The organism is Solibacillus sp. FSL K6-1523 (assembly GCF_038005225.1).
Taxonomy (GTDB): domain Bacteria; phylum Bacillota; class Bacilli; order Bacillales_A; family Planococcaceae; genus Solibacillus.
Genome location: NZ_JBBOSU010000001.1, coordinates 145060 through 167002, shown reverse-complemented (window position 1 = coordinate 167002; position 21943 = coordinate 145060). Strand labels below are relative to the sequence as shown.

Here is a 21943-nt window from a genome sequence, read left to right as displayed (position 1 = left end):
ATAAAAAGCTAAACCTTCACCGTACTTGCTCGCTTCTTACTAAAGTAAATTCCTATAATAACAAAGACAAACATTAATGAAACCGTCATTGTAAATGTACTCCAAAATATTGACATCGTGACAGATTCATCAATAAGTCGCAATCCATATGTCGACAATTTATACGGAGTAACCGTCCAAAAACCACCAATGATGGAGTCTACAACTGAACCAATCAAGATCAAAAAAATTGCAATCGTCGTAGCAACCGGTGTTTTGAATGCTGCACTCATTGCCACTGTAACCGCCATGACAAATAGGAGCCATATACAATACGTTCCAAGCATCGCCATAAAGCGAGTAGGATCTACTTTGCCATATAAAAGTACCGTATAATACACACTTCCCGCATAGCCAGCTGTTGCACTAATAATTGCTACGCTGCTCGCCACAATCCATTTGCTCAAAAACATTGCGGTAAAGGAAATCGGACGCACATACAATAATGTGGCTGTGCCGCTTTGGCGTTCCTTGCTAAACGTACCTATATAGGAAGCAATTAGTACGATTAATCCAATAGATTGAAACTGTCCCGTTGAAGCCGCCAGTAAATCCATCGCATGAAGTTCTGGCATCATCATCGCAAATCCTTCAGGCATATTACCAACTGCATTCAAAATATCCTCCATGAAATAATTGAGGATTGGATCACTTACACCGAGTAGAACAAAGACAATCGGAATCCATATAAATTTAAAACTACGCCAGCTTTCCCGCCATTCTTTTACTAACAACGTGTTAAATTGACCCATTAGTTCCCGCCACCTTCATGAAGATTTCTTCCAAGCTCGCTGTTTCCCGCTCCACTTTTACAACGTGATACGGGGATTTCGCTAAACGATAAAGTAACTGTTGCATCGATGGTTTTTCTTCTCGGATTTCAACATAAGCAATATTTTGTTCTGCTTTTGCTACAAGCTCTGATTGACTCGCAAACTGTCTTGCTTCTTCATTTGATGCAAACTGGATTTTATAGCGCGGCTCATCAAATTTTGTACACACTTGATGAAGGGATCCTTGCTCGACAAGTTGACCTTTTCGTAAAAAGAGCACTTGATCGGTCATTTCCTCCGCGTCATTTAAAATATGCGTCGAATATAAAATCGTCGTTTGCTGTTGAATTTCTTTCAGTAAGTTCATAATTTCTCTACGCCCAACAGGGTCAAGCGCTGATACCGGCTCATCTAGCAATAATAATTTCGGTTGATGAATAATAGCTTGTGCGATACCTAAACGTTGCTTCATCCCACCTGAAAACGTTGCTACTTTTTTGTGCATCGCCGCTCCAAGACCGACGAATTCTAATATTTTTTGTGCTTCTTTTTTTACTTTTCTTTTTTCCACACCACTTAAATTTGCGGTCATTTCCAAAAATTCAAATGCCGTTAGCCAAGAAAAAAATTGCGGATACTGCGGCAAAAAGCCGATTGCACTTCGAATATCTTTAACACCTGGCATTAGAATTTGACCACTTGTTGGTTGTAACAAGCCTGTTAGCATTGATAATGTGGTCGTTTTCCCCGCACCATTTGGACCAATGAGAGCGGTTGCTGTATGTTCTTCCAATGTAAACGACACGTGATCGACAACTTTTTGTTCACCATATTGTTTGGTTAATTGCGCTACTTGAATACATGTCATTGGCTTTTACGTCCGAAAATAAAGTACAAAATCGGTCCAATTGTTGAAACAAATAATGCAACGACTACCCATAACCATTTCGGTCCATTCGTTGCGCCGTTACGTGCAATATCAACAATCACAACAAGTGCCAAAATAAATTGCAAAATAATTAAAGGGGCAATAAGCGCCCAATTTATATTCGCTAATTCTTCCACTATAATTCCTCCTCTAGTTGTAAATGATGTTGTAAATTCGTCATCATTATTTTAAATTGCGTATTGTCTTGTAGTGCATTAAATATTGGATTATTTGCAATACTTGTTACAAGATCTTTTTTAATCGACAAATTATCCCGTGGCGCTTGTTTATCAATTCGCTCCTGCTGATCAATCCAGTCCCCGAGCTTGTAAAAATAACGATCTCCTTGTAACTCCAATGGAAATTTTAATGTGCTACAAACTTTGATATAGTATTCAATCATTTGAAGCGCCTGCTCTGTTTGATTTCTCATCATATATCCACCTGCTGCTTTAATATAAAACACAAGCGCTATATTAGGATTTAAGTTTGCAATTTGAAAAGTTTCAAGCAACTGCTGTATACGTTTTATCGTTTCGTCAAAATGGACAGTATGATCAATTTCAAGCAACAATGTTTCCGTTGCATTTGAAATTAACCCGACCGTTTGCTGATACATGCTCACCTGCAAAACTTCTTTCGCCTTTTCTTTAGTACCGAGCATCGTATGCGCTGTTGCAATCAATTGCTCAGCCCCATATTGCACAGCTGCTTCTTCCCCTAATAATTCAAGCACTTGCTTCGGTTTCCCTTGCATAATAGAAATGTATGCTTCTAAAACTGTCGCTTCATATGATAGCTGGCGATGATGGCTTTGCGTTTTAATGCGCTCACATAAAGTAAGACATTTCCCCAAAATTTCATCTGGGTTCGCGGCTTTCGGATAATAATTCATATATAGTTGCACGATTTTTAACAAGAATGGAAAGCATGAATAATATTCTGCTATCATTTCATCGATTTGTTCATCTACTTGCTCGAACGGCTCATTTCCAAGCTTCGTAGCAAACATTGCATAAGTAGACATAATTCGTTCCTTCGTCATTTGCGGTTCATAGCCTAATAGAAGATCAATCGACACATTGAAATAAGTTGCGAGCTTCGGTAAAATTGTTATATCAGGATAACTTAATCCCTTCTCCCACTTCGAAACGGCTGCGCGTGATACACCGACATAGTGCGCAATTTGTTCTTGCGTCACTGCTAGTTCTTTTCGGCGCTCCGTGAAAATTTGGGCAAATTGAAAGTTTTGCATATGCATCCTCCTCTTACTACTAACTATAAAGATATTTAATGGGAAAAAGTAGCGAATGCATGTTAATTTTTCGTACATTCGTCAACTGGTAGTTGCAATGCATATAAAAAAAACGAAATCGCGCAAGTAAGTGCGATTTCGTTTTTACTATTTTATATAAAGTCTTTCAAGCGCTGCCTGCATATTGTCACGTACTTTTACTGCCGGGCGTGCTTCTTTTACTTGCGTAATGGCTTCATCTAAACTCGATGCAGCTCCGATTTCTAACAATGTCGCTACAGCCATAACACCCGCGCGACCTGTGCCACTACCGCAATGAATGTAAATCTTTTCACCCGTTTCATATGCTTGTGCTAATTTTTCCGCACCTGCTTTAATCGTTTCAGCTGTTGCCTCTTCTGTAATCGGCGTATGAATATAGTTGTACGCTTGCTCGCCTTCACGACCATTGACACGCACATCAAATACCGTATCAATTTGCTCAGATGACACCGCTTGTTCCGTATCATCCGCACTACCGATGAAAATTCGACCTGCTACTAGTTCATTATAATGACGATTCATGAAAAACCCTCCATTATTTAATCTTCTAATCAATTACGCCTCGGCGTAATTGCGTCCAGATTTTTTCGAGCATACTTGAAAAACTCCCCTTAAAAATCTATGACATCCGCCGGGGCATCGGGCCAACACGATGTTGGTCACTCAGGCGTTGCCGCACGACGCGGCGTTCTTAGCCAGAATTCCACTAATTCAGCGGGGGATGTACCTCGCTGAATTAAATTAGATGTTTAATATCTTCATAGCTTGGTAATGCCGTTAGAGCACCCGGTTTTGTCGCTGCCATCGCGCCTAATTTATTGCCGAAAGACACACATTTTATTAAATCTTCTGCAACTGTTGGAAGCCCGTTAAAATGAACATAACGTAAAACGCCTGCCATAAATGCATCTCCAGCACCTGTTGTATCTACTGGAACGACTGGATCAACTGTTACATGCATTACTTCCCCATTTAACACCGCATAAGCACCATCTGCCCCAACCGTTATAAGCACAATCGGCACTAACAGCTCGTCTAATTTCGCTAAGCCATCCTCAATTGTGTCTGTTTCTGTTAAGAAAAATAGTTCCTCATCCGTCAGCTTTAAAATGTCCGCATCTTCAAAAAATGAAGAAATCGTTTCGCGGCATTGTTGCTCTGAGTCCCAACGTAATGGACGAATATTCGCATCAATCGCTAAAATGGCTCCCTTATCCTTCGCCATTTCAACTGCAGCACGTGTCGTTGCAAGCGCAGTCGGCTCAAACATTGTTCCTGAACACACATTAAAAATCGATGCGCGTTTAAAAGCAGCCTCTTGTAATTGTACTGATGCTACTTGAAGCGCTGGTGTTTCGTCTACATAATCCTTAAACTCGCGCTCACCATTTTCATTTAAATGTACATAAACACCACTAACACGTTTAGTTGGGTCGTAAATAGCATAATCTAAATTTACGCCTTCTTTTAAAATTTCCTCACGACAAAATTGAGAGGTTTCATCATCCCCTGAAATGGTAATAAGTGCAGAAGGTGCACCAATTCGGCTAATGCCTGCCGCAACATTAATCGTTGCCCCACCTAGATATTTTGTAAATGACGTATTCGTTTGGTCATTTGCTATATAATCAACAAAAGCATCTCCGTAAACTAAAATGAAATCTTTGTCTGACTGACTCATGAGTTATTTACCTCCGACATTGTATTCCTCTTAATTTACCATAGAACTATGATTCCAATAAAGCTTCATACTTTTCTGAACTATCCCATTTCCCCTTATTGAGTCGATTTCTGTTATAATTTATTAGGTTAAGGAGATGTTTTTAAATGACCATTTTTATTAGACAGGCTGAAATTGCGGATGCACAAGCAATTGCACCTTTAATTTATGATGCGATTGGTGATATTGCTAATAACTTAACAGGTGAGCAAGAATTACCAAAGATTATAGCTGCTTTAGAACAACTTGTAAGAGAAACATCCAACCGACATTCTTATTTAAATACATTTGTTGCCACTTCAAATGATACGGTACAAGGCATTGTTGTTTTATATGATGGCAAACAAGGCGCAATACTTGATGGCCAGCTCGAAGCACTACTTGCGCAAAAAGGACTTCATCTGAAGGTTGATGTGGAAGCCCATGAGGATGAATATTATATTGATACAGTTTGTGTTTTAAAGGAAGCCCGTGGTCTTGGAATTGGGACAAAGCTTCTTCAATTTGCTGAAGAAAACGGCAAAAAACTTGGCTATCGTAAATTAGCATTAAATGTAGAGCTCGAAAAACTGGATGCACGTCGTTTGTATGAACGTATGGGTTTTCATGTCACAGAGCCCTGGACAATTATAGACGAACCGTTTCATCATATGGTGAAATCGCTTCATTAGAATAGGACGGTATTAGATGAAAGCAACTTGGATTTACCCTCTAATGATTGTCATTGCTTCTAGTAGTTACGGTATTTTATCAACGATTGTAAAAGTAGCAATGCAACATGGATTTACTTCTTCCGAGGCCATTACAAGCCAATATGTTTTTGGTTTTTTACTTGCCCTCGTGTTATTTATCGCAACACAACGAACATTACCGAAACTTACGAAATCCAGTGTACTCTTTCTTATATGTGCAGGTACATTAACGGCCTTTACTGGAATTGTTTACGGACACTCTTTAAATTATTTACCCGCTTCACTCGCAGTCGTTATGCTCTTCCAATTTACTTGGATTGGTCTCTTTATGGATTGCATTATTAAAAAGCGTTTCCCTAGCCGCATCGAGCTTTTTTCATTGGCATTTTTATTGGCAGGGACAATTCTAGCAGCTGGTATTATTGACGTCGATTTATCACAAATTGCATGGCAAGGGTGGGTATTTGGTTTTGCAGCTGCCTTTAGCTTTGCAGGCTTTTTACAAATCAATGCGCGTCCAGTAGAAGGCGTGACGACGATTGGTCGAACATTTATTTTATCCATCGTTTCACTGATCGTCGTTTCGATCTTCCTATCTCCTGAAATCATTTGGAATGGACAACTTACTGCGGGCTTATGGAAATTCGGTTTTGTGCTTGGGTTATTCGGCATTATTTTCCCAATTCTATTGTTCTCAATTGCTGCCCCGAAAGTTGGCGGTGGACTTGTTCCGATACTGAGTGCAGTAGAATTACCTGTTGCGATTATCGTATCCGTTATCGTGTTAAAAGAAACGTTAACAGTGATACAAATCGGCGGTATTATTCTCGTGTTAATTGGGATGATGTTACCTTCCTATTTTGCCGGGAGAAAACAGCGGATGATTTCATCTTCAGTTGAATAAGTATTTATGATTAACCAGCATATTTCGATATGCTGGTTTTTTAATTTTTCGGTGGGAAGTTACCTGAATCTTGGTTCTATCCGTCACATTTTAGATTCTATCCAACACTTTTTCACTTCTATCCAACACTTTCAGCTTTCTATCCGTTTAAACTTTTTTCCATGATTAAAAAACGAATTCCAAGCCATATTAAGAAAGATTCAAAATGAAAGGAGAGATATTTCATGGGAAGAGATAATAAACAAGGTCAAAGCAGCAACAAAGGTTCCTTACCCCAAACACCGAAAAACCAAAAGATTGCCCCAAACAAGGTGCGAGAGGAATTTGCGCAAGAGTTAGCAGATCTAAAGAAATTGGCTTTTAAAACTCCCCATAAGAAATAGGAAATTTATATTTTTCGCCTACACCCTTAATGTGCGCAATAAAAACTCCTTCAAACCATCAAAAAGCACTTCCTGTTCATTACCCTGAACAAGAAGTGCCTTATTTTTAACAGCTCTAGAAACGAAACAACCTAAAGCGATTTTATAGACTATTCAAAACTTGCTTCAATTTCCCCGATAATCTCCGGTAACTGTTGCATCGTTTCAATCGTATAATGCGCACCGTATGATTCAAACTTCAAGCGTGTTTTTTCAATTAGCTGTTGTTGTTGCTCGGTTGTGAGTTGTTGGTATTCTTCTTCACTCACACCCATTTCTGAGCTCCCAACAAGTACACCTACTGCCCACACACCAGCATGTAGCGCCTCTTTCATGTCTGATGCGGTATCCCCTACTTTGACAACATGCTTCACATGGCTTAGTTGTAGTTGACGCATATTTTCAAAAACCATATACGGGTATGGGCGCCCAACATCTTCTAAATCCGTCGGTGTGACAAGATGATCTGGTGAATAGCCTTTTTTCTTCGCTTCCGGTACGACTACCGCCATCATTTCCTTCGTATAACCTGTTGTTGAACCAATTTTAATATTATTCGCACGCAACCATTTTACTGTTTCTAACACACCTTGGATTGGGGTTGTATATTCTGCAAGGGAAATCATTAACTGTTCCTCAAATTGCGCATACAATTGATTCACATCTTCTTCACTAAATGAATTGCCGTGTACTTCTTGCCACTTCGCATGGATGCGAGGCATTTGTAGCATTGCGCGAATATGGTCGATTTTTAACATACCCATTGGTTCGCGTGCTTCTTCTAACGTTACCTCTACACCCGCATTCTTAAAAATCTCTAAAAATACATTTACCGGAGCAAAACATCCGAAATCTACAGTTGTTCCAGCCCAGTCAAAAATAACACCTTCAATTTTCGTTGTCATTATACTTGAACCCCCATATATTCTTTAATTGCGCCTACTAATTGCTCCATATCGGACAGATGAATATCGCCAATATTACCAATGCGGAATGTATCGGCATCCGTTAATTTCCCAGGATATAAAACGAATCCTTTTTGCTTAATCGCCTCATAGAAGGCCGTAAATTCAAAGCTTTCAGTCGGATAATAATATGATGTAATAATCGGTGACTGATCCGCTTCATCGATATATGGTGCAAAGCCCATTGCCTGCATTTCTTTGCGTAAATAAGAGTTATTCGCAGCATAACGAGTAAAGCGAGCTGCTACCCCACCTTCTTCTTCTAGTTCAACTAATGCCTGTGCAAATGCAGCCACCACATGTGTCGGTGATGTAAAACGCCATTTGCCATCTACTTTCATCGTTTGCCACTGATCATATAAATCGAGTGACACACTGCGAGCTACCCCTTGGCATGCTGATAGACGGTCGATATTCGCAATAACAAAGCCGAAACCTGGTACACCTTGAATGCACTTATTCGCACTACTAACTAAATAATCAATTTGCAATGCTTCCATATCAATTGGGACACCACCAAAGCTACTCATCGCATCAATAATTACTTGTGCATTATGTTGTTTTGCCACTGCAATCACTTCTTCAATAGGGTTTAAAATGCCTGTTGTCGTTTCACAATGCACCATTGCTACGTGCGTAATTGTTGGATCTTGTTGTAATAGAGTTGCAATATCGGAAGCATTTACCGCTTCGCCATAAGGTGTTTCGTACTGTGTATGCTGGATACCAATTGCATTTGCCATTTGCACCATGCGCTCACCATAAGCACCATTTGTAATGAATAGCACTTTATCACTTGATTGAACCGCTGTTGTTAGCACTGCTTCTACAACGAAACTCCCACTCCCTTGCATTAAAACAGTAGTATATTTTTCTTCAGTTACACCCGCAATCTCCAATAATTGTTTACGAATCGTTTGGGTAATTTGTTTATATTCATCATCCCACGTGCAGCGGTCTTCATTCATCACATTGCGTACAGTATTTGTCGTCGTTAACGGTCCTGGTGTTAGTAATTTATATCGATTCATCATAATCCCCCATTATTTCGCAGCGTTAAAGATCGCTTGATGTTGTTGTAATAAATCTACTGTTAATGTCGTTGCCCATTTTTTTAAGTACGCAGGTTCATTTGCCACTTTTTCACCTTCATACAAAGCGACTGGATATTGCACTAGTAATTGTTCACGTGCATCATTGGCAATTGTTAAAGCAATTTCTTGCGCTTTCTTTTCTTTTTCATCATCGCCCTTATCAACGACCGCAACCGATTCTACTAACGAGTAATTCCCTTCAATTGGATCAATATAATCAATCGGTAATCCCTCTTCTTTTGCATCAAGCGCCTGTGCACGTAAGCCAAAACCAATCGGTACTTCACCCGTTTTCACTTTTTTAATTGGACCTGATCCCGAGCTTTCTAAATGCGGCCCTACGTTTTGAATTAAATTTGCTAAAATTTTCGGTCCTTCTTCTTCCCCGTATTCCGCCATAATTGCTTGTACAAGTAGCCAGCCCGTAGATGAATCCATAATGTTTGGAATCGAAATTAAATCTTTATATTGCGGGTCGGTTAAATCTTTTAATGATGTCGGTGTGTCTAATCCTTTTTGTGCCAACATTTCAGTATTAACGAAAATCGAGCCGACATTCCCCAAAATCGGTAATTGGATATTCGACGTTTCATCGATCAATGCTTGTGAAGACGTTAAATCAATAAACATATCATGCTGTGCATCCGCGCTATCAATATAATAAGAAGCCATCGTCACAACATCAGCCTCAATCTTTTTCCCTTCAGCTAAAAGCTTTCCACCAAGCTCCGATGTCCCGACAGATTGAATCATATATTCCCCTTTAAAACCTTTATCATTTAGCGTATTTTGCATCACTTCAATCGCTTCATCATCTGCATTTGAATAAATAATTACTTGGTCATTTGAATTTGCACTACCACTGCTACAAGCTGCCAATACAATCGCCGAACTTGCTACCGTTAAAAATCCCATTACTTTTTTATTCATTTCCTTATCCCCTTTTCGATTGACTATTTAGATAAAACTCACAGGCTATTTTCACAACAATATTTGTTACTAAAATAAACAGAGATAGAATAAAAATTTCATTGAACTTTGAGAAATGCTGCAACTCTTTAATTTTGGTTGAAACTAAAACGGTATGTGTTGTAACTATGAAAATAACCCCACTCACCGTCACCATTGCGTTAATAAAGTAATAACTAAACACTTCTACTAATGTTTTTTTGATATTCGGTAAGATCACTCGGAAAACTGTTTGCAGCCAGCTATCACGTAGTAAAGCGCCTGTCACTTCCCAAGAAGGGTCCATTTTTTGCAATGCATTTTTCACCATTAAAAACGGTGTTGTAAAGAAATGCATAATCGCATAGGCAATAATAATGAAGAAAGTGCCTTTTAAACTACTATTATTAAAGAAAAATAAGTAACCTAAACCTAAAACCATTCCTGGTACTGCATTGGTTATCATCGCAATGGCATCAAATGCTTGGCGATTTTTTAATTGCGTACGCGCACTTAACAAACCTGCAACAAAAGCAATGACTACCCCAACAAGTGCCGTACTTATCGCAACAAGCAATGAATTCTTATACACATTCATTAATTCTGGCATTTGAATAACTGCTTGGAAATGTTGCAGTGTGAAGCCAAAATCAAATGGGTATGCTGTCGTAAATGGCACGATAATAAGCGGTGTAAATACTGCCAATAAAGTAAGGACTAAAACGACGCTACCTGAACCGAACAACACCGTCTTTGTTTTGGAAGAAAAAGCAACTTGCTGTGAAACAGACTTATACGACACATTGCCTCTTTCCAAAATTCCCATAGCAAGCATCCCAAGTACAGCTGGCGCAAGCATGGCAATCGAAATGACCGCACCTTGCGAGAAGTTTGGAATGGACCCAAGCATCGTTTGATAAAGCGTCGTTGCAATCACGTCATATGTGCCACCTACTGAAGCTGGTATACCATAATCCGTGAAACTTAAGATGAATGCTAAAATAAAGGCACCACCGATTGGACTTAGCATCGGGCGTAAAATCGTATGGTAAAATCGGCGCCATTTGCCATCATGCATCAGATGCGACACAATAATAAATCGGTGATCCATATACTGCATGGCATTATGCATAAGTAAAAATGCGGCTGGCAATGTGTACATAACATAACCAATGACTAAACCGTTAAAGCCGTAAATTGTGAAAATCGGTTGGCCAAAGATACGGCTGAATATCCCTTGATTCCCAAATGCATAAATCAATACAAAGCCATATGTAATCGTTGGTAGTAGCATCGGCATTGTCACACCGAGCCGAATAAATTTTTTAATTGGCTTTGCAACATTCGTAAAATGAATCGTGTAGGCTAATAAAAACGCCAGCACGGTTGTAATGACCGCTGCAATTGTTGATACCCATACACTATTGAAGAAAACCTCTGTTAATATCCCACTAGATAAAGCTTGTTCATAATTTTGAAGTGTCCAACCATCAGCTCCCTCAAATGATTTCAAAACAATTGCTCCTAGAGGCAGTGCTAAAAAGAATACAATGGTAGCTAACAGCAGAAATGCCATACCGCGCATTAGCATCGTCGTTTTAAGCATATTGCTCACCAAATAGGCGATATATATTCTGACGCTTAATGCGCAGTTGCTGAAGGATAAAGTTTTCAATAAATTCATTCGCGGGTTCATTTACTATTTCTACTGGACTGCCACATTGTGCGATATGTCCATCATTTAAAATTACTACTTGATCCGATAATGTTAACGCCTCTTCTGGATCATGCGTAACGATAATTGTCGTTAAATTAAACTCCCTGGAAATTGACTGAATGCGCTCTTTAATCGTTTCTTTAATCACACCATCTAGCGCACTTAATGGCTCATCCATTAGTAAAATATCTGGTTGCATAACAAGTGTTCGTGCAATCGAAACACGCTGCTTTTGCCCACCTGATAGTTCATGCACTTTCTTTTTCAAATGGGGGCTAAGCTCTAAAAATTCAATATATTCTTGGACACTTTTTTCATCAATGCCCTTCTTTTGATTACGCAATCCATAAATAATATTGTCGTATGCATTTAAATGGGGAAACAAAGCGAAATCTTGAAAGACGATATTAAAACCCCGTTCTTGCATAGGCTTCTGACTAATGTCCTCACCATCCCAAATGATCTTGCCGCTCGTTTGTTGCTCTAATCCTAAAATAATATTTAATAATGTTGTTTTTCCACAACCACTCGGTCCTAGAAGCGACATAATTTGTCCTTTTGGTAATGTTAATTGAATATCCTTTAAAACATCTTTCGTTCCAAAGCTTTTCTTTATTTGCTGAAGCTCAAGCACGTGTGCCACCTCTTTCTGATTACCCTTAGTATAAAAGTGCATTGTAAATTTAAAGACGTTAGTTTCGTAAATGTTGAGTAAATATTGCGTAAATTTAGATTAACTTCTGACAAAGTCTTGACCACTTTTGATATGGTAAAGAACGAGGAGTGATGGTTATGTATCCCGTTGAACGTCAACAAAAAATTATGGAAATCGTTCGAACACAGCAAGTTGTAAAGCATTATGAACTAACAGAAGCACTGCAAATTTCAATGGAAACGTTGCGCCGTGATATTCAAATCCTTGTACAACAAGGACTCGTTGAAAAATTTTATGGGGGGATTCGAGAGGTTGAACAATCAATGACAGAAACATTGATTGAGCAGCGTATGATTAGTCAATTAGACGAGAAAATCGCCATTGCCAGGGAATGTGCCAAGCTTATTCATGAGGGGGATTGTATTTTTTTAGATAGTGGTTCTAGTACTTTTCAAATTGCTAAATTCATTCGCAATATGAAAAATATCACGGTCATTACAAACTCTTTGCCAATCGCTGTAGAATTATTACATACATCTGTAGAAATCATTTTAATGGGCGGGAAAGTGCGTCATTCAGAAAAATCTATCGTCGCGTATGATTTTTTACTTCAATATGATCAATTGAATATTTCAAAAGCATTTATATGTACGAGTGGGATATCGATTCAAAATGGTTTGTCTGATTTTAGCTTTGAGGAAGTTTTAACAAGGCGAAATATCGTGCGCATAGCACAAACGATATACGTTGTAGCGGACCACACCAAATTTGAGCGAGATGTAGCGGTCAAAATTTGCTCATTAAGCGATGTCGATTACTTTATTACAGATGATGGATTGAATGATGTTCTTTTTAAGCAATATATAGATGCGGGGATACATGTTCAGCGTGTTGGTTTGGTTTAAAGAGTAAATTTAACAGATAAAATAAAAAAGCACTCACTGAAAAAGTTAAATATATTTGGTACAGTTAACCGCAACCTACTAATTGCGGTTTTTTATTCTTTATACGGTTATTCAATGTCCCAAAATACTCAGATTAAGCTCATCTATTCTTTAAAATGCATCCAACATACTAGTGACATTAATAAACAGAATATGTAAACTTCACATAATGGTTCGACCATATCAAACAGGTCGATTCCTCTAATTTACGCTTATGAAATTATAAATCCGCTCGACATAGAGTTATATGTATTTATTACGTTCTATTAAAATAATGGGGTGATTATTTTGAAAGATATGATCGAAAGCAATCAATCAAGTTGGAACATCGTGGCAAAGTATTTTAATGGAATTGACGCGTTGCCGAGCTATGGGCCTTTCACACAAACCGAGGAGGAGTTAAATCTCATTGGTGCATGTGATGGGAAAAATGTTTTAGAAATCGGCTTTGGTAGTGGACATTCATTGCTTTATATGCATAACAAAGGAGCTGCTGAATTGTGGGGTGTAGACTTTTCTATAGCACAAATGGCATTTGCTCGTGAAACATTAGCAGATATTGAAGCAACGTTATATACGGCTCCAATGGAACAAGAAATCGGTTTGCCGAAAGAGTATTTCGATTTAGTGTATTCAATTTATGCAATTGGATGGTCGAATGATTTAGCAAAAACGTTCCAGCTGATTTACTCTTATTTGAAACCTGGTGGGGAGTTTGTATTTAGTTGGGAACATCCCTTTTACGCACAAATAAAGTGTCAGGATCATCAGTTTTATTTAAATGGATCCTATCAGCAAGAAGGCTCCATTGATATGCCCACATTTAAAGGGGAAAACGCGCCAATGAAGGTTCCTAAATATAAATTGGCCACGTTTGTGAATGAACTTCTTAAAGCGAATTTCGAACTGGTTTCTTTAATTGAATCAGACATTCCTAAGGAGATGAAAAATACGGATATTCCATATTCGGAGCGTTATTATTCATTACATAAAGCGAATCATTTTCCAACTACATTTATTATAAAGGCAAAAAAGAAAGGCTAGGTTATTTCCGGTATGATGTACTTAATTTATTGGAAGGAAATGATTATATGGAAGGCGGAAAGTATGAATAGTCAGTTATCATCATTTCCTCAATATTAAACTTCGCATTTCTAATACTATAAATTTATCGAAATAAACTTAGTAAATATGCCATTTCATTAAATAATCTCCCTCCTGAATTAACTGATAAAATAACCTTCTTCGGTAATTTTAGTTACAACATTGAAATAGCCATCGTTATACTTTATTGATTTTGGCAACTAATTTACTTAGAAAAAATAAACATAAAGTTACATTAATTATTTTTAGTAGGGCAAGTTTTTCATTTATTTTTTTCCATATTACTAAATATACTTCTAGCTCTAAAGGTATCGTTTTTGGAAACTTAGTACATCAACTTGCATTTTCTAATATTTTTATTTTATTTTTGGGGAGCTTTAAAGTCATCCCTTATGTTGGTGGGAAAATTGCTCAAAATAGAATTATAACTAAAACTTGATTTTCGAAGTCAATAAAGGATTGTTTAATCTAAAGAATCAAAAATGTGCCAGGTGCAATGGAGTTTTCCCCGCACCTGGCACTATAATTATTAAAGAAACATCCCTGCTATTGCCGCACTTAATAAAGAGGCTAACATCCCTGCAGCAATCGCTCGAACGCCTAAACGTGCGATATCTGAACGGCGACTAGGTGCTAATGACCCTATACCACCAAGTAAAATCGCCAGTGAGCCTAAGTTTGCAAACCCACATAAAGCGAAACTAACTACAATTACTGTTTTATCAGAGAGATTTGCAATTGACTCGCTAAAAGATTTGTATGCAACAAATTCATTCAATACTAGCTTTTGTCCAATGTAAGAACCCGCTTTAACCGCTTCTTCCCATGGAACACCAATTGCAAAAGCTAATGGTGAAAATAGGATACCTAAAATCCCCTGAATTGTTAAACCTTCAAAACCAAAGAAACTCCCTAAACCACCAAGTAAACCGTTAAGCAACGCGATAATACCGATAAACGCTAATAGCATAGCCCCAACGTTCACCGCGAGCTTCATTCCATCACTTGCTCCACGTGCTGCTGCATCAATCACATTTACAGCAGTATCATCCTTTTCTAACTTAAAATTCCCCTCATCAACTACTTCTGTTTCTGGAAGCATCATTTTCGCTAAAATTAATCCAGCAGGAGCAGCCATGAAACTTGCTGCAAGTAAGTATTCTAGAGGCACACCTAACAGTGCATATCCGACTAAAACCGAACCTGAAACCGATGCGAGTCCTCCAGTCATAATGGCAAATAGCTCCGATTTCGTCATTTTATCGATGAACGGTCGAATGACAAGTGGTGCTTCTGTTTGCCCAACGAAAATGTTCGCAGCTGCTGAAATGGACTCGGCCTTGCTTGTCCCAAGGAGCTTTGAAAGTCCTCCACCAATAATACGAATAAAAAACTGCATTATACCTAAATAATATAAAATAGAAATTAATGCAGAGAAGAAAATGATTACAGTTAATACTTGGAACGCAAAAACAAATCCGAAGTTTACTGTATCTGCTGCTGGCCCAAATACGAAAGAAATTCCTTCATTCGCATAGGATATTAAATTTTGAACGCCGTTGGATAGACCTTCAAGTGCTTTACGACCTGCTTCCCATTTTAAAACAATAAAAGCAAATAAAATTTGAATTGCTAATCCGGCTAAAATTGTCCGCCACTTAATCGACTTTTTAGCACTTGATAAAAGAAAAGCAATAATTAAGACGGTAAATATACCGCCTATTCCCCATAACACGTTCATAATAGACACCTTCTTAATATTTTTGGGAAGAAACCACTCGTTATTTGAAAATTCATATTTCGACAGTTTTCGACATGCTTTGAAATGCAATTTTAACAAAAAGCAAGTCCCTTGTAAAATGACGAATGATTCCGATTTATTAAGATAAATCCATAGCCCACGCTCATTATGAGTTTATTCCTCTAAAACAGCCGAAAAGATTTTGGATTCTATATAGATTGAACTAAATGCTCTTATTTCATTCAAATTCGTGCCGGATTCTTCAATAGATTTTCCTATTTCCCCGTTGTAACTAGCCAACTTTTACCGCAAACTAGCCATTTCTCCGTCAAAACTAGCCACTTTTCAAGCGTTACTCGCCAAAATACATCGAAAACTAGCCGAATTGATGCCGAAACTAGCCAAACCACGTTTTACCCGCTGATTTTTGGGATATTTGGTGTCCTCGCAATTATGATTTTTAATTAATTCAATGTAAAAATGCCGAAACGCTATAAATTCAACGTTTCGGCATACTAGTTCACTTGCTCTACTATTTCTATTTTATTGCTGTGAGGAAATCGGTACTATTATTTCTAGCTCTGGGATGTATTGAATCTTTGGGTCACCATTTTCATCCATTTGGAATGATCCATTTGGATAGGCATCATAAAGATAGGTATACGGTTTGATTGTAATGGCATTTGGTAAAGTTTCAAATGGATGTAACCGTAAATCCTCAATTAAATCGCTAGTTCCTTCATTTGTCTCACGGCTACCATTGCCATGAATTATTTTTAATTTATTTCCTTGATCATCAAAAACGTCGATGCTTATTCCTCCCCGAGAATCTATAGAAGTTGATTTATCAAGCAAGGCTTTTCTTGTCGTAATACTCGTTGTAATGGGCGTTAGTATAACTTGTTCAATAGTGAAATCGTTATTTTTGTATTTTCTACTTATATTAGGCTGTAAGTTTATATAGTTACCACTATCACTTACTGGAATATCTATTATAAATGGTTCAGAAATTCCATCTATTGTAGTGGTTAATGTCAAATTAAACTGCTTTGGGAAAGGCTCCCCACCCTGATTTTTTAAATCTGCAAATTCCAAAATCGCAAAATTATTATCCTTACTTGGTTGTCCAAAAATACCGCTAAAATTGGTGTGATTAAGTGGTTCACCATTTAGTAAAAATTCAATATTGCCCATTATTTGATCTGATAAACTTTCTTTTGAATTTTCAGCTTCTTTCTGATGGCGTTCAACTCCAATTGCAACACGTGCACCGTCATACACGACTTCTGTTACACTTAATGTAAAACCTTCATGCGTAACGCTTGTATTCAATTTTGTTGAGAGCCCCTTTTCATCTGCGGCATGCAGACCAACATCCCTTTCACTAGATTTAAAAACAGATGTTGATATAGGCTCGTCTTTTATCGTCGCCGTCGTTGGTGAAATTAAGTTCGTCATAATTAACAAACTAAAAATCATAGCTGCGGAGGTAGTAAAAATCATTACGCCATGACGCAGTTTCTGACGCGTTCTAGATTTTCCAGACAGCTTTGTATCACGACTACTTTCATAATTGCGCATTGTTCGATTTACCAAATCCACTTCCACAGGTGTTTCTCGAATAATTTTTTCTAATTGATCTACCTCTTTATCCTCCTGTTTTGAGCGAGTGTTCATAAAATTCCCCTCCTAACTTTTTTTCTTTCAGTAACTTTTTACGTAATCGTTCATACTTTTTTCGAACCGTTGTTGGTTTCAATTCCATAATCGAAGCAATTTCATCAAAGCTATATTCCTCGATCGAACGAAGCAGCAAAATCCTTCTTTCATCCACATTTAACTTATCTAATAATTCGTGGATGAAATCATCATATTCATACGCTTGTCTATGGCTAAGTTCGTATGCTTGTTCTTTCTTAAAGCTCGTCCAAAATTTGTAGCTTTTATTTTTCTTCTTTAATAAATCCATACAATGATTATGTGCAATTTTATAAAGCCACGCAGAAAAAGAGACCGTATAAGAAAAGTTATGAATGTTTTCTAATCCCTTTATAAAAATATCTTGTGCAGCATCTTCCGCCTCTTCCTTATTTTTTAATAAATAATAGCAATAAATATATATTTGTTTTTGAAAACTACGGATGATTTCAGTGTAGGCATAAGTGTCACCTGATTGAACTTGTTCTAAGATTGATTTTATTTCTAAATTAGCATTTTCTTTGGATGTATTTGATGTAGTCAAAACGTTCCCCTCCTCTCTGACATATATAACTGAAATTGGTGGAGATTTGTGACATCTATGTAAAAAATATTTTTGTAATATAAAAGGCTATGTTAAAGGTTGATTTACAACGTTAAGAAGTCAGCTGAGTATGCAAGATTTCATTCAAAATGTACGCTAGTTCAGTTTCTTTTGAGCATCGATAAAACCTTGTTATATAGAGCTTCAACCGATTTCGCATAAAAACTGTATATGATTGCAGTAAAGAAAAAACACTTAGAACATGGCACTGCCTGTCGTTTTTGAGACAGTAATAAAACACCTATTTTAAGCAACCTGTTGTCGGTATTTTACCGGTGACAGGTTGTTTAGTTTCGTTTGGATACGGGTATTATTATAATAATTTATATATTCTTCGACGATACGAATTACACATGCATTAGTCGTGCTGTGTATGTCGTCAAGATAAAACGTTTCTGACTTTAGCGAGGAGTGAAACGTTTCGATTGGGGAATTATCCGCTGGTGTGCCTTTACGAGACATACTCATGGTAATTCCTTTTTCTTTCACTTCTTTTTGATAATCGTAAGACGTATATACAGAACCTTGATCACTATGCAAGATGACGCCTTTTGGCAATTGTTTAAGCTGGTCAAGCGTTTCTAAGACAAACTCTGTATCTTGTGTTGAACCAATTGTATACGCGATGATTTCCCCATTATACAAATCCATAATGCTTGAAAGATATAACATCGACTGTCCAAAAGGCAAGTAAGTAATATCGGTTACGAGCTTTTGTAAAGGAGCTGTTGCGTTAAAGTCACGGTTTAACGTGTTATCAGCTACTTTAGATGGTTGACCAGTCCGTTTACGCTTTTTCACTTTTACCCGACATGACCAATTATATTTCTGCATCACTTTTTGGATAGTCTTTTCACTGATTCCAGAGAATAAGGCTGCTATTTTCCGATAACCATAACGATATTTATGGGTTGCACAAGCTTCACCAATCGCCTGATCTCGCTCGGCTTTTTTAGAAGTATTCCCGGTATTCTTTCGCCAACGATAATAGGACGCACGTGCTACACCCATATGCACACAAATCGATTGAATTGACATAAATCCTTTCAATCTTTCCACTAAATCTACGAATACTAGCCCAACCACTTCCTCTCCAATTCTACATACTTTTTTAAAACTTCGATTTGTTGTTTAAGATAAAGATTTTCAGCTTGTAAACGAGCTTCCTCAGAGTCATATTCTGGCCCTTTTCCGTAGGAATATTGCTTTCCTACCGGTTGATGCAATCGCTGAGTTTCTCCTGCTTTATACCATCGCATCCAAATCATTAATTGTGATTTATTCTTAATTTTTAATTCCTCTAGTATTTCCTTAACTGGAATACCTGCTAATCTCATTTCAATTGCTTTAATTTTAACTTCAGCTGGATAACTTACTCTTCTTCCCATAGAAAAAACACCTCCACGTTAATTTATTGGTATTAAATACCTGATTTAAACGTAAGGTGTTTTTTATTTGTCTCATTTTTTTAGGTCAGTGCGCATTGATATAACAATTTTTTAAGTGTTTTATTTTGCCCAAAACTTGTATTTGGGAACGTTTTTTTGAATGGTAGTGAATAACATATTACTCTTTAGATTTTAGTTCAATGTATGATCTCATATCCAATAATGTTGCAGGCAAATGACTCTAGTCTATCATAAATTCAAATTCTAGCTTATTTTTTTGACTAGAGAATTCTTGGAATTTCCCCTCTAGACTAATTTGTCCAAATGAGTGGGTAAGAGGTTACTTTTGTGCCATAGTAGACGAAGATACAATTAGAAATTATATCGCCAACCAGTTTAATGAAGATGATAGAATCGTATAATCAGAACAAATCTAAAGTTTGTTTTTTAAAAGGAGTCAAAATATGAAAAAGTTACGAATCGTATTATTATGGATCGTCGGAATTATTGTAGGTCTTGCACTCGCAATTTTTATTGCCTTTAAAGTGTCCGTGAAACCTGGCGTTTATATCATTAGTAAAATGTTCGATCAACCAGTCGTTATTTTAGATGAAGCCCGTTATCAAGATGCCGCATCTAAAGTTGAAGTGTTAAAAGATGTCCCTTATGATTCCACTTTCAACGACAACATTTTTGATTTATATTATCCAAAAAATCAAGAAGGGCCGTTACCCGTTTTAATTTGGGTACATGGGGGTGGCTATGTTTCTGGCAATAAAGAAGGGATTGCAGAGTTTGCGACCTATATTGCTGCGGATAATGAAATTGCAATCGTTGCCATGAACTATGAAAAAGCCCCACAATTACAATATCCAGGGCAAGTAAAGCAAGTAGAAGAACTCGTTCAATTTTTACGAGCGCATAAAGACACGTATCCAATGATAGATCTTTCAACAATCCTTTTTGGTGGCGACTCAGCAGGAGCCCAAATTGCTGCACAATACGTTGCGATTCAAACGAATACGGCTTATGCACGTGAGCTAGATATGAAACAAACAATAGGAGAAAATTCAATCCATGGGTTTATCTCTTACAGTGGTCCCATCGATATTCAACAAATGACGACTGTAAAATCAGATGATCGGTTTATGAAATTCTTCGTAAACACCGTAGCCCGTGCGCTCATTGGCACAAGAGATTGGAAAGAGAGTATGGAAATTAAACAGGCTTCTGTAAAAGAATATATCACAGAAGATTTTCCACCGACGTACATAACGGACGGCAATGCGTTTTCATTCCAAGAACAAGGAATGGCATTTGAAGAAAAGCTGAAATCGCTCAACATTCCTGTCCAATCATTATTTTTTAATGAGGCAGAAAAGGAAATTGTACATGAATATCAATTTAATTATGAATTAGAGGAAGCAAAGGAAAGTTTGCAACAGACGATTGATTTTATTGATGAACAAGTGGGAATATAAAGAATAAGTAGACCGACAAAAAAATATTCATGAGTATTTACATCAACACAAAAGTTTCTTCCGTAAGCATTCCATAAAAGTAAGCCCCCAAAGCGTCCTTTGGTAACATTATACAATATCGCTTAACTCACCTAAAAATACAAACATAAAAGAGTATGATTCATTAAATATCAACCTTCATCTTTAACAAAGCTAAATAAAAAAGAAAAGGCACCTGTTTGGAGCAGGGACCTTTTCAAGTTAATTATTATTATCCTCTTTATAAAACCGCTCGCCCGTTTCTTTGTTGAAGTAAACGATTAATCGCTTATTTGTACTCGGGTCAATTGATATTTCATTTGTACGTTCGAAACCTTTTGGAACTTGCTTGCCATGTTTTGTTTTGAAACGGCGATCCCAAAACAGCCATGACCCGATTATTAATACAATAAGAATTAACAATTGGATGCCGTAAAATCCTAAAATCCATCCCATTGCTATTTCTTTTCCACAATAACAGCTGTTCCATAAGATACGATTTCGCTCATATTTTGACCAATTTCACCTGAGTCGAAACGCATCATAATAATTGCATTGGCACCCATTGCCGAAGCATTTTTCACCATTCGATCCATCGCTTGCTTTCTGGCATCTTCAAGCATTTCTGTATACTGGTTAATTTCCCCACCTACAAGCCCCTTAAATGAAGCCATAATATCTTTACCAATTCCTCTAGCTCTTACAGTTAAACCAAATACCGGACCGATCACTTCTTTAATTTCATGATTCGCAATGTTTTCAGTTGTAACGATAATCATTTAAACCTGCCCCTTTACATGAAAAGTTACTT

Annotated in this window: 23 protein-coding genes; 6 read left to right on the top strand and 17 right to left on the bottom strand. The window is 37.5% G+C overall.

The genetic code is table 11. The features are described from left to right. Positions 1–8 precede the first annotated feature (8 nt). The 6 genes from MHI10_RS00850 to MHI10_RS00825 form a co-directional block, all read right to left on the bottom strand. Complete coding sequence (locus MHI10_RS00850; RefSeq protein ID WP_340782119.1) at positions 9–791, bottom strand: ABC transporter permease; 783 nt, start codon at positions 789–791, stop codon at positions 9–11. After that, positions 778–1680 (bottom strand): ABC transporter ATP-binding protein, encoded by a 903-nt coding sequence (locus MHI10_RS00845; RefSeq protein ID WP_340782117.1) that lies wholly within the window; start codon positions 1678–1680, stop codon positions 778–780. Before MHI10_RS00845 ends, MHI10_RS00850 begins: the two co-directional genes overlap by 14 nt. Continuing rightward, positions 1677–1877, bottom strand: a complete 201-nt coding sequence (locus MHI10_RS00840; RefSeq protein ID WP_340782115.1) for a PLD nuclease N-terminal domain-containing protein — start codon at positions 1875–1877, stop codon at positions 1677–1679. The genes MHI10_RS00845 and MHI10_RS00840 overlap by 4 nt, the downstream gene beginning before the upstream one ends. After that, the gene (locus tag MHI10_RS00835; RefSeq protein ID WP_340782113.1) at positions 1877–2995 is read right to left on the bottom strand and encodes a helix-turn-helix domain-containing protein; all 1119 of its coding nucleotides are present in this window, start codon (positions 2993–2995) and stop codon (positions 1877–1879) included. The genes MHI10_RS00840 and MHI10_RS00835 overlap by 1 nt, the downstream gene beginning before the upstream one ends. 147 nt (positions 2996–3142) lie before the next feature. Further along, positions 3143–3559, bottom strand: coding sequence for a protein-tyrosine phosphatase family protein (locus MHI10_RS00830; protein ID WP_340782112.1), 417 nt, complete (start codon positions 3557–3559; stop codon positions 3143–3145). A 214-nt stretch (positions 3560–3773) separates the two neighbouring features. After that, a complete protein-coding gene (locus MHI10_RS00825) occupies positions 3774–4718 on the bottom strand; it encodes a carbohydrate kinase family protein (protein ID WP_340782109.1) in 945 nt (314 codons plus the stop codon). A gap of 146 nt (positions 4719–4864) precedes the next feature. Between MHI10_RS00825 and MHI10_RS00820 the strand changes: the two genes are divergently transcribed. The 3 genes from MHI10_RS00820 to MHI10_RS00810 all read left to right on the top strand — a co-directional run bounded on the left by MHI10_RS00820 (position 4865) and on the right by MHI10_RS00810 (position 6736). Then, on the top strand, positions 4865–5428 hold the full coding sequence (locus tag MHI10_RS00820) for a GNAT family N-acetyltransferase (RefSeq protein ID WP_340782107.1): 564 nt from the start codon (positions 4865–4867) through the stop codon (positions 5426–5428). A gap of 16 nt (positions 5429–5444) precedes the next feature. Further along, on the top strand, positions 5445–6353 hold the full coding sequence (locus MHI10_RS00815; RefSeq protein WP_340782106.1) for a DMT family transporter: 909 nt from the start codon (positions 5445–5447) through the stop codon (positions 6351–6353). 224 nt (positions 6354–6577) lie between these two features. Continuing rightward, the gene (locus tag MHI10_RS00810; RefSeq protein WP_152982954.1) at positions 6578–6736 is read left to right on the top strand and encodes a YfhD family protein; all 159 of its coding nucleotides are present in this window, start codon (positions 6578–6580) and stop codon (positions 6734–6736) included. A gap of 149 nt (positions 6737–6885) precedes the next feature. Here MHI10_RS00810 and phnX read toward each other — a convergent pair whose 3' ends face one another. From phnX to MHI10_RS00785, 5 genes are read right to left on the bottom strand one after another with little or no spacing between them, the layout of a single operon-like run. Continuing rightward, entirely contained in the window at positions 6886–7680 is a 795-nt protein-coding gene (phnX, locus tag MHI10_RS00805) for a phosphonoacetaldehyde hydrolase (RefSeq protein WP_340782103.1), read from the bottom strand. Then, entirely contained in the window at positions 7680–8771 is a 1092-nt protein-coding gene (gene phnW / locus MHI10_RS00800; RefSeq protein WP_340782101.1) for a 2-aminoethylphosphonate--pyruvate transaminase, read from the bottom strand. Before phnW ends, phnX begins: the two co-directional genes overlap by 1 nt. 12 nt (positions 8772–8783) lie before the next feature. Continuing rightward, complete coding sequence (locus tag MHI10_RS00795) at positions 8784–9764, bottom strand: extracellular solute-binding protein (RefSeq protein WP_340782100.1); 981 nt, start codon at positions 9762–9764, stop codon at positions 8784–8786. 4 nt (positions 9765–9768) lie between these two features. Beyond that, complete coding sequence (locus MHI10_RS00790) at positions 9769–11388, bottom strand: ABC transporter permease subunit (protein WP_340782097.1); 1620 nt, start codon at positions 11386–11388, stop codon at positions 9769–9771. Continuing rightward, a complete protein-coding gene (locus MHI10_RS00785; protein WP_340782096.1) occupies positions 11381–12133 on the bottom strand; it encodes an ABC transporter ATP-binding protein in 753 nt (250 codons plus the stop codon). Before MHI10_RS00785 ends, MHI10_RS00790 begins: the two co-directional genes overlap by 8 nt. A 158-nt stretch (positions 12134–12291) precedes the next feature. Between MHI10_RS00785 and MHI10_RS00780 the strand changes: the two genes are divergently transcribed. After that, positions 12292–13059 carry a DeoR/GlpR family DNA-binding transcription regulator gene (locus MHI10_RS00780; RefSeq protein WP_340782095.1) on the top strand — a complete coding sequence of 256 codons (768 nt, stop codon included), beginning with the start codon at positions 12292–12294 and terminating at the stop codon, positions 13057–13059. Between the two features lie 336 nt (positions 13060–13395). After that, a complete protein-coding gene (locus MHI10_RS00775) occupies positions 13396–14142 on the top strand; it encodes a class I SAM-dependent methyltransferase (protein WP_340789082.1) in 747 nt (248 codons plus the stop codon). A gap of 589 nt (positions 14143–14731) precedes the next feature. Here MHI10_RS00775 and MHI10_RS00770 read toward each other — a convergent pair. The 4 genes from MHI10_RS00770 to MHI10_RS00755 form a co-directional block, all read right to left on the bottom strand. Further along, positions 14732–15943: a NupC/NupG family nucleoside CNT transporter gene (locus MHI10_RS00770; RefSeq protein ID WP_340782094.1), complete on the bottom strand. Its 1212-nt coding sequence runs from the start codon at positions 15941–15943 to the stop codon at positions 14732–14734. Positions 15944–16486: 543 nt separating this feature from the next. Continuing rightward, positions 16487–17620 carry a DUF4179 domain-containing protein gene (locus MHI10_RS00765; protein WP_340782092.1) on the bottom strand — a complete coding sequence of 378 codons (1134 nt, stop codon included), beginning with the start codon at positions 17618–17620 and terminating at the stop codon, positions 16487–16489. Further along, on the bottom strand, positions 17592–18185 hold the full coding sequence (locus tag MHI10_RS00760) for an RNA polymerase sigma factor (protein WP_340782089.1): 594 nt from the start codon (positions 18183–18185) through the stop codon (positions 17592–17594). The genes MHI10_RS00765 and MHI10_RS00760 overlap by 29 nt, the downstream gene beginning before the upstream one ends. A 306-nt stretch (positions 18186–18491) precedes the next feature. Next, positions 18492–19633 (bottom strand): IS3 family transposase gene (locus MHI10_RS00755; protein WP_340782087.1). Its coding sequence is split into 2 segments (ribosomal slippage): positions 18492–19348 and positions 19348–19633, totalling 1143 coding nucleotides; the frame shifts between segments, so codons are not numbered across the junction. 464 nt (positions 19634–20097) lie between these two features. Between MHI10_RS00755 and MHI10_RS00750 the strand changes: the two genes are divergently transcribed. Next, positions 20098–21114, top strand: a complete 1017-nt coding sequence (locus MHI10_RS00750; protein WP_340782086.1) for an alpha/beta hydrolase — start codon at positions 20098–20100, stop codon at positions 21112–21114. Between the two features lie 240 nt (positions 21115–21354). On the opposite strand, the gene MHI10_RS00745 is transcribed toward MHI10_RS00750, so the two are convergent. Both MHI10_RS00745 and MHI10_RS00740 read right to left on the bottom strand, forming a co-directional pair. After that, positions 21355–21588, bottom strand: a complete 234-nt coding sequence (locus tag MHI10_RS00745) for a hypothetical protein (protein ID WP_057985322.1) — start codon at positions 21586–21588, stop codon at positions 21355–21357. 2 nt (positions 21589–21590) lie between these two features. Beyond that, positions 21591–21911 carry a YbjQ family protein gene (locus tag MHI10_RS00740; RefSeq protein WP_340782084.1) on the bottom strand — a complete coding sequence of 107 codons (321 nt, stop codon included), beginning with the start codon at positions 21909–21911 and terminating at the stop codon, positions 21591–21593. Positions 21912–21943 lie beyond the last annotated feature (32 nt).

What these genes read in the sequence shown, in the direction of transcription:
- MHI10_RS00850 (WP_340782119.1), bottom strand. Translation starts at nt 791, where the DNA reads ATGGGTCAATTTAACACGTTGTTAGTAAAAGAATGGCGGGAAAGCTGG.
- MHI10_RS00845 (WP_340782117.1), bottom strand. Translation starts at nt 1,680, where the DNA reads ATGACATGTATTCAAGTAGCGCAATTAACCAAACAATATGGTGAACAA.
- MHI10_RS00835 (WP_340782113.1), bottom strand. Translation starts at nt 2,995, where the DNA reads ATGCAAAACTTTCAATTTGCCCAAATTTTCACGGAGCGCCGAAAAGAA.
- MHI10_RS00830 (WP_340782112.1), bottom strand. Translation starts at nt 3,559, where the DNA reads ATGAATCGTCATTATAATGAACTAGTAGCAGGTCGAATTTTCATCGGT.
- MHI10_RS00825 (WP_340782109.1), bottom strand. Translation starts at nt 4,718, where the DNA reads ATGAGTCAGTCAGACAAAGATTTCATTTTAGTTTACGGAGATGCTTTT.
- MHI10_RS00820 (WP_340782107.1), top strand. Translation starts at nt 4,865, where the DNA reads ATGACCATTTTTATTAGACAGGCTGAAATTGCGGATGCACAAGCAATT.
- MHI10_RS00815 (WP_340782106.1), top strand. Translation starts at nt 5,445, where the DNA reads ATGAAAGCAACTTGGATTTACCCTCTAATGATTGTCATTGCTTCTAGT.
- MHI10_RS00810 (WP_152982954.1), top strand. Translation starts at nt 6,578, where the DNA reads ATGGGAAGAGATAATAAACAAGGTCAAAGCAGCAACAAAGGTTCCTTA.
- phnX (WP_340782103.1), bottom strand. Translation starts at nt 7,680, where the DNA reads ATGACAACGAAAATTGAAGGTGTTATTTTTGACTGGGCTGGAACAACT.
- phnW (WP_340782101.1), bottom strand. Translation starts at nt 8,771, where the DNA reads ATGAATCGATATAAATTACTAACACCAGGACCGTTAACGACGACAAAT.
- MHI10_RS00795 (WP_340782100.1), bottom strand. Translation starts at nt 9,764, where the DNA reads ATGAATAAAAAAGTAATGGGATTTTTAACGGTAGCAAGTTCGGCGATT.
- MHI10_RS00790 (WP_340782097.1), bottom strand. Translation starts at nt 11,388, where the DNA reads ATGCTTAAAACGACGATGCTAATGCGCGGTATGGCATTTCTGCTGTTA.
- MHI10_RS00780 (WP_340782095.1), top strand. Translation starts at nt 12,292, where the DNA reads ATGTATCCCGTTGAACGTCAACAAAAAATTATGGAAATCGTTCGAACA.
- MHI10_RS00775 (WP_340789082.1), top strand. Translation starts at nt 13,396, where the DNA reads ATGATCGAAAGCAATCAATCAAGTTGGAACATCGTGGCAAAGTATTTT.
- MHI10_RS00770 (WP_340782094.1), bottom strand. Translation starts at nt 15,943, where the DNA reads ATGAACGTGTTATGGGGAATAGGCGGTATATTTACCGTCTTAATTATT.
- MHI10_RS00765 (WP_340782092.1), bottom strand. Translation starts at nt 17,620, where the DNA reads ATGAACACTCGCTCAAAACAGGAGGATAAAGAGGTAGATCAATTAGAA.
- MHI10_RS00750 (WP_340782086.1), top strand. Translation starts at nt 20,098, where the DNA reads ATGAAAAAGTTACGAATCGTATTATTATGGATCGTCGGAATTATTGTA.
- MHI10_RS00745 (WP_057985322.1), bottom strand. Translation starts at nt 21,588, where the DNA reads ATGGGATGGATTTTAGGATTTTACGGCATCCAATTGTTAATTCTTATT.
- MHI10_RS00740 (WP_340782084.1), bottom strand. Translation starts at nt 21,911, where the DNA reads ATGATTATCGTTACAACTGAAAACATTGCGAATCATGAAATTAAAGAA.